Here is a 13,318-nt window from a genome sequence, read left to right on the forward strand (position 1 = left end):
TAGAATTGTAGGAACTGTTAGGTATAATTAATTATTATGAAAAGTTTATTATCAAGAGTAGAATCGAAGAAGATAGATAAGGCAGCGGCCATGCTTAAAGTGTTGGCCCACCCGAAGAGATTAGCAATCGTTGATTTGCTTGGAAAGGAGGACAAAATGACTGTAACTGAGATATATAAGCAGTTAGACCTCCCGCAAGCCATCGCTTCGCAGCATCTTATCACACTAAAAGACAAAGGTGTTTTGTCTTCCTTTAAAGTGGGGACGAAAATCTATTACTCCCTGGCCATCCCGAAGCTGATTGATGTGATTGATTGTTTGGAAGAGTGCTGCATTGATATTTAATAGCCACAGCCGCTGTTAAAGCTCACCCTGCCACCCATCAAAAACAGCCTGAGGCCTCCGCAATTCATCTAAAAATGAACGCTGCGGAGGCCTCAGGCTTTTATTTTAACTAACAAAAAATGGCTGTTTACTCAGAAATCTGACCTGCTTCGGTTGTCTGGTTTTCGAGGTCAAAAAGGTCGTTCAGCAGGTCGATCAGTGTTTCGGCCTCGCCGCGCTTGCAGGCGGCCTTCAATTGCAATACCGGAAGTTTTATAATTTTCTGCATCATGGACTTCGTTATATTGTCCATGAGTTTCGCCTCTTTTGGGCCGAGTTTTTTCATGTAGCGCGCCATCTCCTCCTGGCGGATGGTTTCCAGCGCGTTCTTCAGCCGGTTGATCGTCGGCGACACCATCATCTCTTTAGACCAGTCGTTAAACTGCGCGATAGACTCCGTGATGATTTCCTTCACCTTCGGCACCGAGTTGATGCGGCGCAGCAGAGCCTCAGAGGCCTTGCTCTGGATCGTGTCGATGTTGTATACCAGCACGCCCGGCACGGTCTCTACGTCCGTTTCCACGCTGCGCGGCACTGATAGGTCGATGAAGAACTTAAACGACAGCACATTCAGGCGCTTGACCATTTCTTTTGTGAAGAAAGGGGTTTCGCGGGCCACGGAAGAGATGATCACGTCGGCGGCCTTCATACCCTGCACGATCTCCTCGAAGGGCAGCACTTCCATGCCGCACTCCGCTGCCAGCGCGGCGGCCTTTGCCTGCGTGCGGTTCGCGATCTTCACGTTCTTATAGCCGTTGTCCTGCAGGTTGCGGCACACATCGGCCCCGATCTCGCCTAAACCCACCACCAGTATGCTCGGCTCCGTGATGTCGGCCGTCAGCTCCTCAATCAGCTCAATGGCGGCATAGGAGGTGGAGGCGGCTCCGTCGCGGAAGGAGGTTTCCTGGACCACGCGCTTGTTGGTGAAGAAGATGGTGTGCATCAGGCGGTGCAGAAACGGGCCAGCCGTCTCGTTGTCGGCGGACCATTGGTAGGCCTGCTTCACCTGGTTAGAGATCTGCATGTCGCCCACCACCTGCGACTCCAGTCCGATCGACACGTCGAACAGGTGCTGCACGGCATCGTTGTGCTCGTTCAGGATGGTGAAGAAGTCCAGGTATTGGGAGATGTTCTCGATGCCTTTGGTGATGCCCAGCAGTTTCACAATCTGGGTGCTGTGGTCTACGTCGGCGTTGTAGTATACCTCGGTGCGGTTGCAGGTGGAGAGCACCAGTATGTCAGAAGCCTGAATGAAGCCCCTGAGTGTCTGTAGGAATAGCCTGCAGGAAGTTTCATCTAAGGCAATCAGTTCCCTGATATCCAGCGGCGCTTTCTTATACGACAGGCTGATTGCTTTGAAATTCTGAAGCATAATTTAGGTAAGGTCTACTTAGGTGCAAAGTTAAGTTTCAATTTATTAAAATGAAACTTAGTTGCTGTTAATGTTCAATTTAATACTAATTTCAAATAAATTACGTGTACACTGCATGATCCCCATTTACGCTCAGAAGAACAGGATAAAGCTCATTGTTGTCATCGTCGCGCTTATCATCGGTGCAGTCACCATTACTTACACCAACATATTAGTCAGCAAATTGTCTGAGCGGGAGCAGGAATTAGTTCAGCTATACGCCAAGGGCCTCCGCTACATGATCAATGCGCCCAGCGACGACAACATTGTGTTTATCGAGGAGGAAATCCTCTCCTCCAACCACACCGTGCCCGTTATCCTGACAGACGAGAACGAAAACATCCTTGATTCCAAGAACATCGACATCCCCAAAAACATTGCGAACAACAACGAGAAAATAAACGAGCTGCTGCAGCGCGAGATTCAGAAAATGAAAACAGAGCACGCCCCCATTGTGGTTCCCTGGGCGGAGGGCTCCGTGAACTATGTGTTTTACAAAGACTCGGCCTTGCTCTCGCAGCTGCGCTACTACCCCTATGTGCAGCTGATCGTGATTGCCTGTTTTGCCGCAATGGCGTATTTCGCGTTCAGCTACTCCCGCCGCGCCGAGCAGAACCGGGTATGGGTGGGGCTGGCCAAGGAAACGGCGCACCAGCTGGGCACGCCGCTGTCGTCGCTGATGGCATGGTATGAGTACATCAAGGCCAACCCCAAGTTCGAGAAGGAGCCCATTGTGGAGGAACTGGGCAAGGACGTGCGGCGGCTGGAGGTGATCACGGAGCGCTTCTCCAATATCGGTTCGGTGCCCACGCTGCGCGACGAGAACATACTGCAGGTGACAGAGAACGCCATCAACTACCTGCAGAACCGCATTTCGCGCAAGGTGATTTTTACTGTAACCTCTACCTTCGCCCCCGAAATTACCGCCAAGGTGAACCTGTCGCTGTATGACTGGGTGATTGAGAACATTTGCAAAAACGCCGTGGACGCCATGGAGGGCCGGGGCAGCATCGACATACAACTGGTGTTGCTGGGCAAGAGCAGCATTGCCGTGGACATAGCAGACACAGGCAAGGGCATCCCGAAAAGCAAGATCAACAATGTTTTTCTGCCCGGCTATACCACCAAGAAGCGGGGCTGGGGCCTCGGCCTGGCGCTGGCCAAGCGCATCATCGACAATTACCACGAGGGCAGGCTGTACGTCAAATCGTCGGAGGTGGGCAAGGGCACCACATTCCGGATTGTGCTGAATCGGTGATAATAGTTATGAGTTCCGAATTACGAATTCCGAGTTATATAGAAGCCCAGCTTCGGCTTTCTGTTTTTCTTTCGCATTCATTTCACCGCCATTTATACATATGGTAGCAGTAGTACGGTATACGCTTGCGCATAAAGATGCCTGGGACGCCTTTGTGGCGGCTTCTAAAAACGGCACCTTCCTGCTGCTCCGCGACTATATGGAGTATCATGCCGACCGGTTTACGGATCACTCGCTGCTGTTCTATCGCAAAGGCCAGCTGCTTGCCTTGCTGCCAGCCAACGAGGCGGGGCAGGAGATACACAGCCACGGCGGCCTGACGTATGGCGGCATCATCAGCGGCGGGCGCATGAAAACCGGCGCGATGCTGGAGGTGTTTGAGGCGATGACCCAATACTTCCGGAAGGAGGGTTTCCGAAAGATCCTCTATAAAACCATACCCCATATATACCACCAGTTCCCGGCCGAGGAAGATGTATATGCCTTGTTCCGCTTCGGGGCCACGCTGTTCAGGCGCGATGCGTCTTCGGTGGTAGCGTTGGCCCGGCTACTTGGGTATAGCAGGAAAAGGCGGTGGGAAGTGAAAAAAGCCAGGGAGTCGGAGCTGCAGGTGCTGGCGTCAGAAGACTACGGCGGGTTTATGCAACTCGAGCGTGACCTGCTGCAGACCCGGTATAACCTGTCGCCTGTGCATACCGCGGCTGAAATGGCATTGCTCGCTTCCCGCTTCCCGCAAAACATTAAACTGTACATCGCCTGTGCGGGCAACGAGATGGTGGGGGGCATTCTTGTGTATGAAACGGCTACGGTGGCGCACTGCCAGTACATAGGGTATACCGTGGCGGGCAGGGGTATGGGTGCTGTGGATGTGCTGATAAACCACCTGCTCACGGAGGTATACCCACACAAGAAGTACTTTAATTTCGGGATATCCACGGAGCGGCAGGGCCAGTACCTGAACGAGGGGCTGATCCGGAACAAGGAAAGCTACGGGGCCCGCACCATGGTGCACGACTTCTACGAGCTAGCCCTATAGCGGCAGACAAGGTATAAAAGACATCGCGGGCATAGCTGTAGATTAACCTGCTTTTAAATAAGTTTTTCTGCTTTGTAGAAGTATGGTTTAGCTAGATCAAGGCAAAATGATTCCCAGTTTTTCCGAGAGGCACCTTGTAGGTGTTGCGGTGCCGAACGCAGTGAGGCAGCCTGAGCGGAGCGAAGGCAGCTTCAACTACACAGTGCCGAGCGGGAAAACGCGCCCCAGCTTAAGTAGGGCCCCTACCCCAGGCGTGGAGCGCAAAGCAAACTATGGAATAAGGCTGTTCCTGTATTGTAATAATCCCGATATTCCCGAATTAACGTTATAAAAGAAATCGCGGGCTGCTCTAACACAAGAGCAGCCCGCGATTTCTTTTAGAGGTATGATGTGAAAGGTATAAATTAAGCCTCCACGGCCTCAGCGACAGGTATGGCCTCCACAACATTCTTCTTGCCCAGCCACCGGATGATCGCCCAAAGCACCACGGCCCCAATGAGGTATACCAACAGCCAGTGCACGCCCCAACTGGAGAGGTTGGTGCACACCAGGTTCGCCACCAAAGCCACGGTGACGGCATACGGCAGCTGCGTTTTCACGTGGTCGATGTGGTTGCAGCCGGAAGCCAGGGAACTGAGAATGGTGGTGTCGGAGATGGGGGAGCAGTGGTCGCCGAAAACAGAGCCCGCCAGCACCACCGAAATCACGTTGTAGATGATCGGCATAGTCTCCTCCAGCGAGAAACCCTGCATCTGGCTCACATACCAGGCCGCCGGCAGCATCAGCGGGTATAGAATCGCCATCGTGCCCCAGCTGGAGCCTGTAGAGAAGGCGATGATGGCGGCCAGGAAGAAAGTGATCTCCGGCAGGAAATGCGGGGAGATGTTGCCCGAGAAGAGCGACGTGAGGTACTCGGCGGTATAGAGCTCCTGCGTGACGGCCGCCAGCGACCAGGCCAGCACCAGGATGAGTATGGCCGGCAGCATCGTTTTAAAGCCCACCACCAGCGACTCCATGGTTGCCGTCAGGGACATGATGCGCTGGCTCACGGTAAGTAAAATCGCCACAATCACGCCGGAGAGCGAGGCCCAGATAAGCGAGAGGTAGGAGTTAGAGTCGCCGATGGTGATCGAAAGCTTGCGGATGGAGCCGAGGCTGGCGTCTGCCCACACATCGGGGTTGTAGCCGGTATACAGCAAGCCAACCAGGGTGCCGAAGATAACGACCAGCACGGGCAGCAGCGCATTGGCGGCACGCGTGCGGGAGTTGTCCACCGGCTCAAACTCAGCCATTTCCTGCTGTTGCCTCGCCTCACCCTGGCGGTCCATGCTGGCCGAGGTAACGGCACCGGTGGTGCGGGCGCGCACTTCGGCAGTGTGCATGCTTCCGAAATCGCGGTTCATCAGGATCAGCATGAGCATAAACACAAGCGTCAGCACCGGGTAGTAGGCGTATTCCAGCGAGTGGAAAAACAGCGAGTAAGCGCCTTCCTCTATCCCCAGCGACGTGGCGGCGTCTTTGATATACCCTAACTCGGCCCCCACCCACGTCGTGACGAAGGCGATGGCGGCCACCGGGGCGGCGGTGCTGTCCACGAGGTAGGCCAGCTTCTCGCGCGATACCTTGTGCCCGTCGGTAACGGGGCGCATGGTGTTGCCCACGATCAGGGTGTTTGCGTAATCGTCGAAGAAAATGGCCAGACCCAGGGCCCACGTCACCACCTGGGCGCTTTTAGCGGACCTGGCATAGCGGGAAAGCAGGTTCACGATGCCGGCCATACCCCCGTTCTTAGAGATAATGGCCACCATGCCCCCGATCAGCATCGAGAAGATAATCACCGAAACGTGGTCCGAGTCGGTAAGCGCCTCCATCAGGTAGGTATCGCCCACGGCCAGTAAACCGGTAAAAGCAGACTTAAAGGACAGCCCGTAAATCACGAAGCCCCCCACCCAGATACCGGCGAAAAGCGCCAGCAACACCTCCCGGAAAATAAGCGCCAGCACAATGGCAATCAGCGGCGGCAGGATCGACAGCCACATCGGGAACTCGCGCAGGCCACCGGGGGCCGCTGCATCGGGGCGGTAAAGCCGGGCCAGGGTATGCGTGCCCAGGTTGGCGCTAACCTGCACCAACTCACCCGCCTTCGGAAGCTGCAGCAGCGTTTCGCCCTCCAGAAAGTCGGCCTCCTGCAATGCGCCGTTTACCCGGAGCGGCAGCACGCCTGAGTACTTCACTAAATTGCCCGCTGTGTTTGTGGTGCGGAGGGTATAGGCGGTGTCGTTGATTGCCTGCAGGGTAAACTCCTCGATCGCAGCCTTGTCAATGGTTTCCTGCGCCTGCACCCGGAAACAAAACAGCAGGAGCAGCGCCAGGGGTAGGAGGGACTTATATAGCTTCATGTATCAGCATAAGGGATTATTCAGACGCTTAAGTACGCAAAAAAAAGGGATATCCGGAAATAAGGCACTATACGCAGCATGCCGCCATCGGGTGCTTCCGGTGCCTGAGGAGGCCGTTAGGGTATAAAAGCAAGGCGTGTTTGGTGCGCTGTGCGCCGTTCATTTTGCCCGGTTCACGATAAACACACCCGCCAGGATCACGAGCATGCCCGCATAGTGCCACAGCTGGATACGCTCGCCGTCGAGCACGCCCCACAGCAGCGCCACAATCGGGATGAGGTAGGTGATGGAGCTGGCGAAAAGCGTGGTGGAAATGTGAATGAGCTTGTTGAAAAGCACCAGGGCAATCGCGGTGCTCACAATGGCCAGGATGGCGATATATGAAAAGGCCTCCCAGGCGCCCGGGGTATGCTGCAGCTTGCCTACCACGTTGGTGGTGAAAAGGTACCCCAGGGCAAGCGGCCCCACCGTGAGCAGCGCCAGGCTGGAGATAACGAGCGGCTTGATGCCCTGCAGGCGGTGCTTGATAATGTTGACGCTGGCCCCGTAGCACACAGTGGCGAGCACAATGTAGATGCCATAGTACTTGTTGTCGAGGTCGGTGCTGCCGTTGCCCGAGAAGATGAGCACGGCCGTACCGGCGATGCCCACCACAATGCCCAGCATGCGCATCCAGGTGATGGACTGCCGGAAGAAGATGGCACCCATCAGCAGGGTGAACAGAGCGGTGAGCGAGTTAAGCACACCCGCCAGGCCGCTGGCTAGTCGCGTTTCGGCATAGGCAAACAGAAAGGCAGGCAGGAAATTGCCCAGCATGCCGCTGCCCGCTATATACTTCCATCGGCCTGGCTCCATTCTGCTGACCTGCCGCACGGCAAAGGGCAGCAGCGCCAGACTGGCAATAGCCATCCGGAGGCCGCCCACTTCTCCCGCCGAAAAGACCACTAGCCCCTTCTTCATCAGGATAAATGAGGTGCCCCAAATAAGGGTCAGGATTGTGATCAGGAACCAGGAAAGCGCGTTGTTAGTGGTTTTGGCAGGTGCGGGAGTAGTAGCGGTCTTGATAGTTTAGGAGTTTAGGAGGTAGAAAGTTGGGGAGTTGGTGGAGTTTGGAAGTTGGATGTGGGGCTTGGGTGAGTTAAGAGCATGTTTAAATTTCATCTTTTGGGCTACAAAACGTCCATTAAGGAACCTGACTTCACCTTTTTATCGCCCCATAGCGCTGCTATGCGGCTCAAAAAACGCTTCGTCAGAACCCTTCCTGAACATTTTTCGCTTCCAAAAATAAAATTTAAGCATACTCTAAGGCAGGTGGTGGTATATATAATATTCGGCAGGAAGTACAGGTAGGCCAGGGGTATGATCCCATGTGGCGCAAGCGTCCGCTTGTGCCTCTGTAGACAGTTTTACTGGCGCAACTCCATGGCACAAGCGGACGCTTGCGCCAGTTGAAGACTATACCTCTCTAACTCCCCAACTCTCTAACTCCACCAACTCTCTAGCTTTCTACCTCTGCATAGCTCATGGTCTGGGCGATCTCTTCCAGCGTGTCGTAGATCTCCTGCACGTTTTCGGACTGCACGAGGCGCATGCGCAGGGGCTTGAAGTGCGGCAGCCCGCGGAAGTAGTTGGTATAGTGGCGGCGCATCTCAAACATCCCCAGCTTGTCGCCCTTCCACTCCAGCGAGTGCGTAAAGTGCTGGCGGCAGACGGCCACGCGCTCTTCCAGCGTTGGTTCCGGCAGCACCTCTCCCGTGGCCATGAAGTGCTTCACCTCATTAAAAATCCATGGGTGGCCGATGCTGGCTCTCCCGATCATGATGCCATCCACGCCATACCGGTTGCGGTACTCCAGGGCCTTTTGCGGCGTGTCGATGTCGCCGTTGCCGAAAATCGGGATCTTCATGCGCGGGTTATTCTTCACGGCGGCAATCAGGCTCCAGTCGGCCTCGCCCTTATACATCTGCACGCGGGTGCGGCCATGGATGCTCAGGGCCTGTATGCCGATGTCCTGCAGCCGCTCGGCCGTGTCCACGATGTACTTCGTTTCCTCGTCCCAGCCCAGGCGCGTTTTCACGGTTACGGGCAGGTGCGTTGCCTTCACGATCTCCTCGGTCATCTTCACCATCTTGGGCACATCGCGCAGCAGCGCAGCGCCCGCGCCCTTGCAGGCCACGTTCTTTACCGGGCAGCCGTAGTTAATGTCGATCAGGTCGGGGCCCGCCTGCGACGAGACGATGGCCGCCTCCCGCATCGAGTCTATGTCCGAGCCGAAGATCTGGATGCCGACGGGGCGCTCGTAATCAAAAATATCGAGTTTCTGGATGCTCTTGGCGGCATCGCGTATGAGGCCCTCCGAGGAGATGAACTCCGTGTACATCAGGTCTGCGCCGTTTGCCTTGCACACCTTCCGGAACGGGGGGTCGCTTACGTCTTCCATTGGTGCCAGCAGCAGCGGAAACTCGCCGAGCTCTATGTTCGCTATCTTTACCACAGCTAAATCTAATTTTTCGCGTAAATTTACGTCAATTAAACCTAATCTCCTGTATGAAAGGTTTCATCTCCAAAGATCTTCACCCGTTTTGGGTACTGCTGCTGCTGCTGGTGTTTATGGCGGGGGGCTATTTTGTGGCCACGTTTCTGGTAGGCGTGCTGGCAAACTGGATCTTTGGGATCAGTATTTTCCAGTTGATGGATGTGGTGGCCAACCCGGCCTCGCACCCGCAGGGGAGGGACGTGATGCTGCTGCTGCAAGGGGTGCTGCAGTTTATCTCGTTCATCGTCGGGCCGCTTATACTGCTCCGCTCCATCGGGTATGATGTAGACCGCCACCTGAACTGGAAAATGCACCCGGCTGCGTGGCTAGTGCTGCTGAGCGGGTTTCTGATCGTCATCATCATGCCGGCCAACTCGGCCGTCATCAGCTGGAACGCCAACCTCAACTTCCCGGGCTTTATGGACGGGTTTGCGCGCTGGGCGCGGCAGCAGGAAGACCAGCTGGCCGAGATCATGAAGCTCATCACGCAGTTCAACTCTGTGGGCGACCTGCTGATCGGCTTGCTGGTGTTTGCGCTTATACCCGCCATTGGCGAGGAACTGGTGTTCCGGGGAATCGTGCAGCGGCAGTTTTACCGCTGGCTCGATAACCGGCACGTGGCCATATGGCTGGCTGCGCTTATTTTTGCGGCCATCCATGTGCAGTTCTTCGGGTTTGTGCCGCGGCTTTTGCTGGGGGCCTTGTTCGGATACCTGTATTTCTGGTCGGGGCGCATTGTGGTGCCGATGGTGGCGCACTTCGTCAACAACGGCTTCACGGTGGTGCTGCTCTACCTGCACCAGACCCGCGCCATCGACGTGGATGTGGAAAGCACTGAGGCGATGCCGCTCTACACAATCCTGCTTTCGCTGGTGCTGAGTGCCGCCGTAATCTATTACCTTTACCAGCAGTTTGGCGCTGTGCCGGCGCGGCCCGAGGTAGCTGCGGCAGCCCCAGAGAAAGACCCTGTATAACCCACGCTCGCTAACCCTATCCTCCCACTTGTCGCCCTGCCGACGCAAAACCGATGCATGAGCAAAAAGATATCCACCCTCAGTAATTTAAGCCAACGTGTCATTGTCGGGGTGCTGGGTGCCGCGGTTTTCATCGGAAGCATCTGCTTTGGCGCCTATACCTATTTCCTGCTATTTCTGGGACTCACGCTGCTGGGCATCGCCGAGTTCTATCGCATTGTGCGGGTGCAGGGCATCCATGCCAACCGGGGCATTGGGTTTCTGCTGGGCGGGTTGTTCTTTGTCTCCATGTTTCTGGTGCAGGCAGGCATCATGCCCGGCGAGCTGCTATACCTATCGCTGCCGGTGCTCTTCGCCATATTTATATATGAGCTGTACCGCAAACGCCCGCAGCCGTTCACCAACATCGCTTTTACTATGCTGGGTGCCATTTATGTGGCGGGCCCGTTTGGGCTGTTGCACGTGCTGGCATACATCGAGGGCGAGTACAGTTGGCACCCCATCCTGGGGCTGATGCTGCTGATCTGGGCCTCAGATACGGGCGCTTATATCGCGGGCAAAAACTTCGGGAAGCACAAGCTGTTCGAGCGCATCTCGCCGGGCAAAACCTGGGAGGGGTGGGCCGGAGGCACGCTGCTGGCCGTGGTGGTGGGGTATACCCTGGCCTTTTTCCTCACCGACCTGGAGCTATACCAGTGGGTGAGCATTGCCGTGATCGTGGCGGTGTTCGGGGTGCTGGGCGACCTGGTGGAGTCGATGCTGAAGCGCAGCCTGGGCGTGAAAGACTCGGGCACGCTGCTGCCGGGCCATGGCGGCCTGCTCGACCGGTTCGACAGCCTCCTGATGGCGATTCCCTTCGTGGTGGCTTTCCTTAAAATATTCTAAAAAATTGCACGATGCCTGTAGGAGGTTGCCGCTAATATGAGCAACTTTGCCGCATAATTGATCACTCACTACTCACTACATATTCTACACACTAAAAATGATGTTATATAAAGAGCCTGCACCGATCAAGGACAGGGAAAACCCTTTTGAGTCGATGATGTCGCGTTTTAACGTGGCGGCTGAGGTACTGGGACTGGACGAGGAAGTATATAATGTTTTGAAATCACCGACGCGCCAGGTGATCGTGAACGTGCCCGTGACCATGGATGACGGCAAAGTGCGCGTGTTCGAGGGCTTCCGGGTGATGCACTCTAACATACTGGGGCCATCCAAGGGCGGCATACGCTACGCCCCCGACGTGTTTCTGGACGAGGTGAAGGCCCTGGCCGCCTGGATGACCTGGAAGTGCGCCGTGGTGGACATCCCTTACGGCGGTGCCAAGGGCGGTATTATCTGCGACCCATACTCCATGTCTGCCGGCGAGATTGAGCGCCTGACCAGAGCCTATACCTCTTCTCTGGTAGACCTGTTCGGCCCTGATCAGGACATCCCGGCTCCGGACATGGGCACAGGCCCGCGCGAGATGGCATGGCTGATGGACGAATACTCCAAAACCAAAGGATCGACGGTGCACGCCGTGGTGACAGGCAAACCCCTGGTGCTGGGCGGCTCATTGGGCCGCGTGGAGGCCACGGGCCGCGGTGTGATGGTGTCGGCGATGGCGGCGATGGAGAAACTGGGTATGGACCCGAACAAATCGACCGCGGTGGTGCAGGGCTTCGGCAACGTGGGCTCCTGGGCAGCCAAGCTGATGGCCGAGCGTGGCGTGAAGATACTGGGCATCAGCGATGTGAGCGGCGCTTACTGGAATGACAACGGCATCGACATAGATGAGGCTATCGCCTACAAGAATGAGCACAACGGCCGCCTGGAAGGGTATAAAGGCGCTGAGCTGATTGACAGCGACGACCTGCTGACTTCGAAGGTGGACGTGCTGGTGCCTGCTGCCGTGGAGGATGTGATCACGATTCATAACGTGGACCGGATACAGGCCCGCCTGATTGTGGAAGGCGCCAACGGCCCAACCTCCTACAAAGCGGACAGCATCATCAACGAGAAAGGCATCATGGTGGTGCCTGATATCCTGGCGAACTCTGGCGGCGTAACGGTATCTTACTTCGAATGGGTGCAAAACCGCATGGGCTTTAAGTGGACGCTGCAGCGCGTGAACGAGCGTGCCGAGCGCATCATGAACGAGGCCTTTGAGCGTGTGTATGCGGCATCGCAAAAATACAATGTGCCGATGCGAATCGCGGCCTATATCGTGGCAATCGACAAGGTAGCCATGACCTACAAGTACCGCGGCGGATTCTAAATATTAAAATTTTGCAACAATAAACGTAAGTTTAGTATTTTTGAGGCAGGATGATAGCCCGTCCACCAAACTTGGGCGGGCTAATGCCTGCTTATATAGCGCCTGCTGATAACCAAAATACTGATGAAGATTCATAAAGAAGGACGTAGAATTTTATTTTTCACGCTGTTTATACTGCTGGTTTTCAACCTTTTGCTATATAATTTTAATGCAGAGAACAGTACTTTCAACAAAATTTTCTCAGCGGTTTCTGCCGTTCTTTTCCTCCTGATTCTCCAGTTTTTCCGGAGCCCTTATCGCAACCTGCTGCTGCACGAAGACCTGATCACGGCTCCTGCCGACGGAAAAGTGGTGGTGATTGAGGAAGTAGAGGAACCGGAATATTTTAAAGACAAGCGCAAGCAAATCTCCATCTTCATGTCGCCGATCAACGTGCACATCACGCGTAACCCGGTCTCAGGCATCGTCAAGTATTTTAAATACCACCCAGGCAACTACTTTGTGGCCTGGCACCCTAAATCGAGCACGCAGAACGAGCGCACTACCGTGGTGGTAGAGTCTACGGCGGGCCCCGAGGTGCTTTTCCGGCAGATAGCCGGTGCCATGGCACGCCGCATCGTGTGGTACGTGAACGAGGACGACGAGGTGAGCCAGGGCGAGGAGTTCGGCTTCATCAAGTTCGGCTCCCGCGTAGACGTTTTTGTGCCTCTCGACACGGAGATAAAAGTAGAGCTCGGCCAGAAAACAAAGGGCGGCCAGACCGTTATCGCCCAACTCAAGACACCACCGCCCACCTTGTTTGGATAGCATTCTTACAGATCACGATAGAAGAAAAGGCCGCTGCAGGTATAAACTGCAACGGCCTTTTTTTATCGTCATGACCTCACAGTGTCCGGAGGACCTGTGAGTGTCCTGTTTGTAGGTATAGTGTGGTCCTGTTTGCGGGTATCGTGTGTCTGACTTTTTGAATATCGAGTGTCCTACTAGTGCTCTACCAATTTAATTTAAAGAACTAAAAGTGTTTTAAAATCCTTTTACTGAAAAGCAAGAGGCAAAATGG

The 13,318-nt window shown here is 55.1% G+C and carries 11 protein-coding genes; 7 read left to right on the forward strand and 4 right to left on the reverse strand.

Features of this window, described 5'->3' with window-relative positions; translation table 11 throughout:
- Nucleotides 1-36: 36 nt before the first annotated feature.
- Nucleotides 37-345 carry an ArsR/SmtB family transcription factor gene (locus MKJ04_RS18560; RefSeq protein ID WP_025608763.1) on the forward strand — a complete coding sequence of 103 codons (309 nt, stop codon included), beginning with the start codon at nucleotides 37-39 and terminating at the stop codon, nucleotides 343-345.
- A 127-nt stretch (nucleotides 346-472) separates the two neighbouring features.
- Here MKJ04_RS18560 and hemA read toward each other — a convergent pair whose 3' ends face one another.
- Nucleotides 473-1,756, reverse strand: coding sequence for a glutamyl-tRNA reductase (gene hemA, locus MKJ04_RS18565; RefSeq protein ID WP_241643164.1), 1,284 nt, complete (start codon nucleotides 1,754-1,756; stop codon nucleotides 473-475).
- A 115-nt stretch (nucleotides 1,757-1,871) separates the two neighbouring features.
- Here hemA and MKJ04_RS18570 point away from each other — a divergent pair, with 115 nt between their 5' ends.
- Both MKJ04_RS18570 and MKJ04_RS18575 read left to right on the forward strand, forming a co-directional pair.
- On the forward strand, nucleotides 1,872-3,053 hold the full coding sequence (locus MKJ04_RS18570; RefSeq protein WP_241643165.1) for a sensor histidine kinase: 1,182 nt from the start codon (nucleotides 1,872-1,874) through the stop codon (nucleotides 3,051-3,053).
- Between the two features lie 100 nt (nucleotides 3,054-3,153).
- Nucleotides 3,154-4,089: a GNAT family N-acetyltransferase gene (locus MKJ04_RS18575; RefSeq protein ID WP_241643166.1), complete on the forward strand. Its 936-nt coding sequence runs from the start codon at nucleotides 3,154-3,156 to the stop codon at nucleotides 4,087-4,089.
- Nucleotides 4,090-4,493: 404 nt separating this feature from the next.
- On the opposite strand, the gene MKJ04_RS18580 is transcribed toward MKJ04_RS18575, so the two are convergent.
- From MKJ04_RS18580 to dusB, 3 genes are all read right to left on the reverse strand, one after another.
- The gene (locus MKJ04_RS18580; protein ID WP_241643167.1) at nucleotides 4,494-6,488 is read right to left on the reverse strand and encodes a Na+/H+ antiporter NhaC family protein; all 1,995 of its coding nucleotides are present in this window, start codon (nucleotides 6,486-6,488) and stop codon (nucleotides 4,494-4,496) included.
- Nucleotides 6,489-6,647: 159 nt separating this feature from the next.
- Entirely contained in the window at nucleotides 6,648-7,553 is a 906-nt protein-coding gene (locus tag MKJ04_RS18585) for a DMT family transporter (protein WP_317246732.1), read from the reverse strand.
- A gap of 433 nt (nucleotides 7,554-7,986) precedes the next feature.
- Entirely contained in the window at nucleotides 7,987-8,982 is a 996-nt protein-coding gene (gene dusB / locus MKJ04_RS18590; protein ID WP_241643169.1) for a tRNA dihydrouridine synthase DusB, read from the reverse strand.
- A 53-nt stretch (nucleotides 8,983-9,035) separates the two neighbouring features.
- Here dusB and MKJ04_RS18595 point away from each other — a divergent pair, with 53 nt between their 5' ends.
- The 4 genes from MKJ04_RS18595 to MKJ04_RS18610 all read left to right on the forward strand — a co-directional run bounded on the left by MKJ04_RS18595 (nucleotide 9,036) and on the right by MKJ04_RS18610 (nucleotide 13,065).
- Complete coding sequence (locus tag MKJ04_RS18595; protein WP_241643170.1) at nucleotides 9,036-9,998, forward strand: CPBP family intramembrane glutamic endopeptidase; 963 nt, start codon at nucleotides 9,036-9,038, stop codon at nucleotides 9,996-9,998.
- A gap of 57 nt (nucleotides 9,999-10,055) precedes the next feature.
- Nucleotides 10,056-10,883: a phosphatidate cytidylyltransferase gene (locus MKJ04_RS18600; RefSeq protein ID WP_241643171.1), complete on the forward strand. Its 828-nt coding sequence runs from the start codon at nucleotides 10,056-10,058 to the stop codon at nucleotides 10,881-10,883.
- A gap of 100 nt (nucleotides 10,884-10,983) precedes the next feature.
- Nucleotides 10,984-12,258, forward strand: coding sequence for a Glu/Leu/Phe/Val family dehydrogenase (locus tag MKJ04_RS18605; protein WP_241643176.1), 1,275 nt, complete (start codon nucleotides 10,984-10,986; stop codon nucleotides 12,256-12,258).
- Nucleotides 12,259-12,381: 123 nt separating this feature from the next.
- Nucleotides 12,382-13,065 carry a phosphatidylserine decarboxylase family protein gene (locus MKJ04_RS18610; RefSeq protein WP_241643172.1) on the forward strand — a complete coding sequence of 228 codons (684 nt, stop codon included), beginning with the start codon at nucleotides 12,382-12,384 and terminating at the stop codon, nucleotides 13,063-13,065.
- Nucleotides 13,066-13,318 lie beyond the last annotated feature (253 nt).

The sequence above is a fragment of the Pontibacter sp. E15-1 genome (assembly GCF_022601975.1).
Lineage (GTDB): Bacteria > Bacteroidota > Bacteroidia > Cytophagales > Hymenobacteraceae > Pontibacter.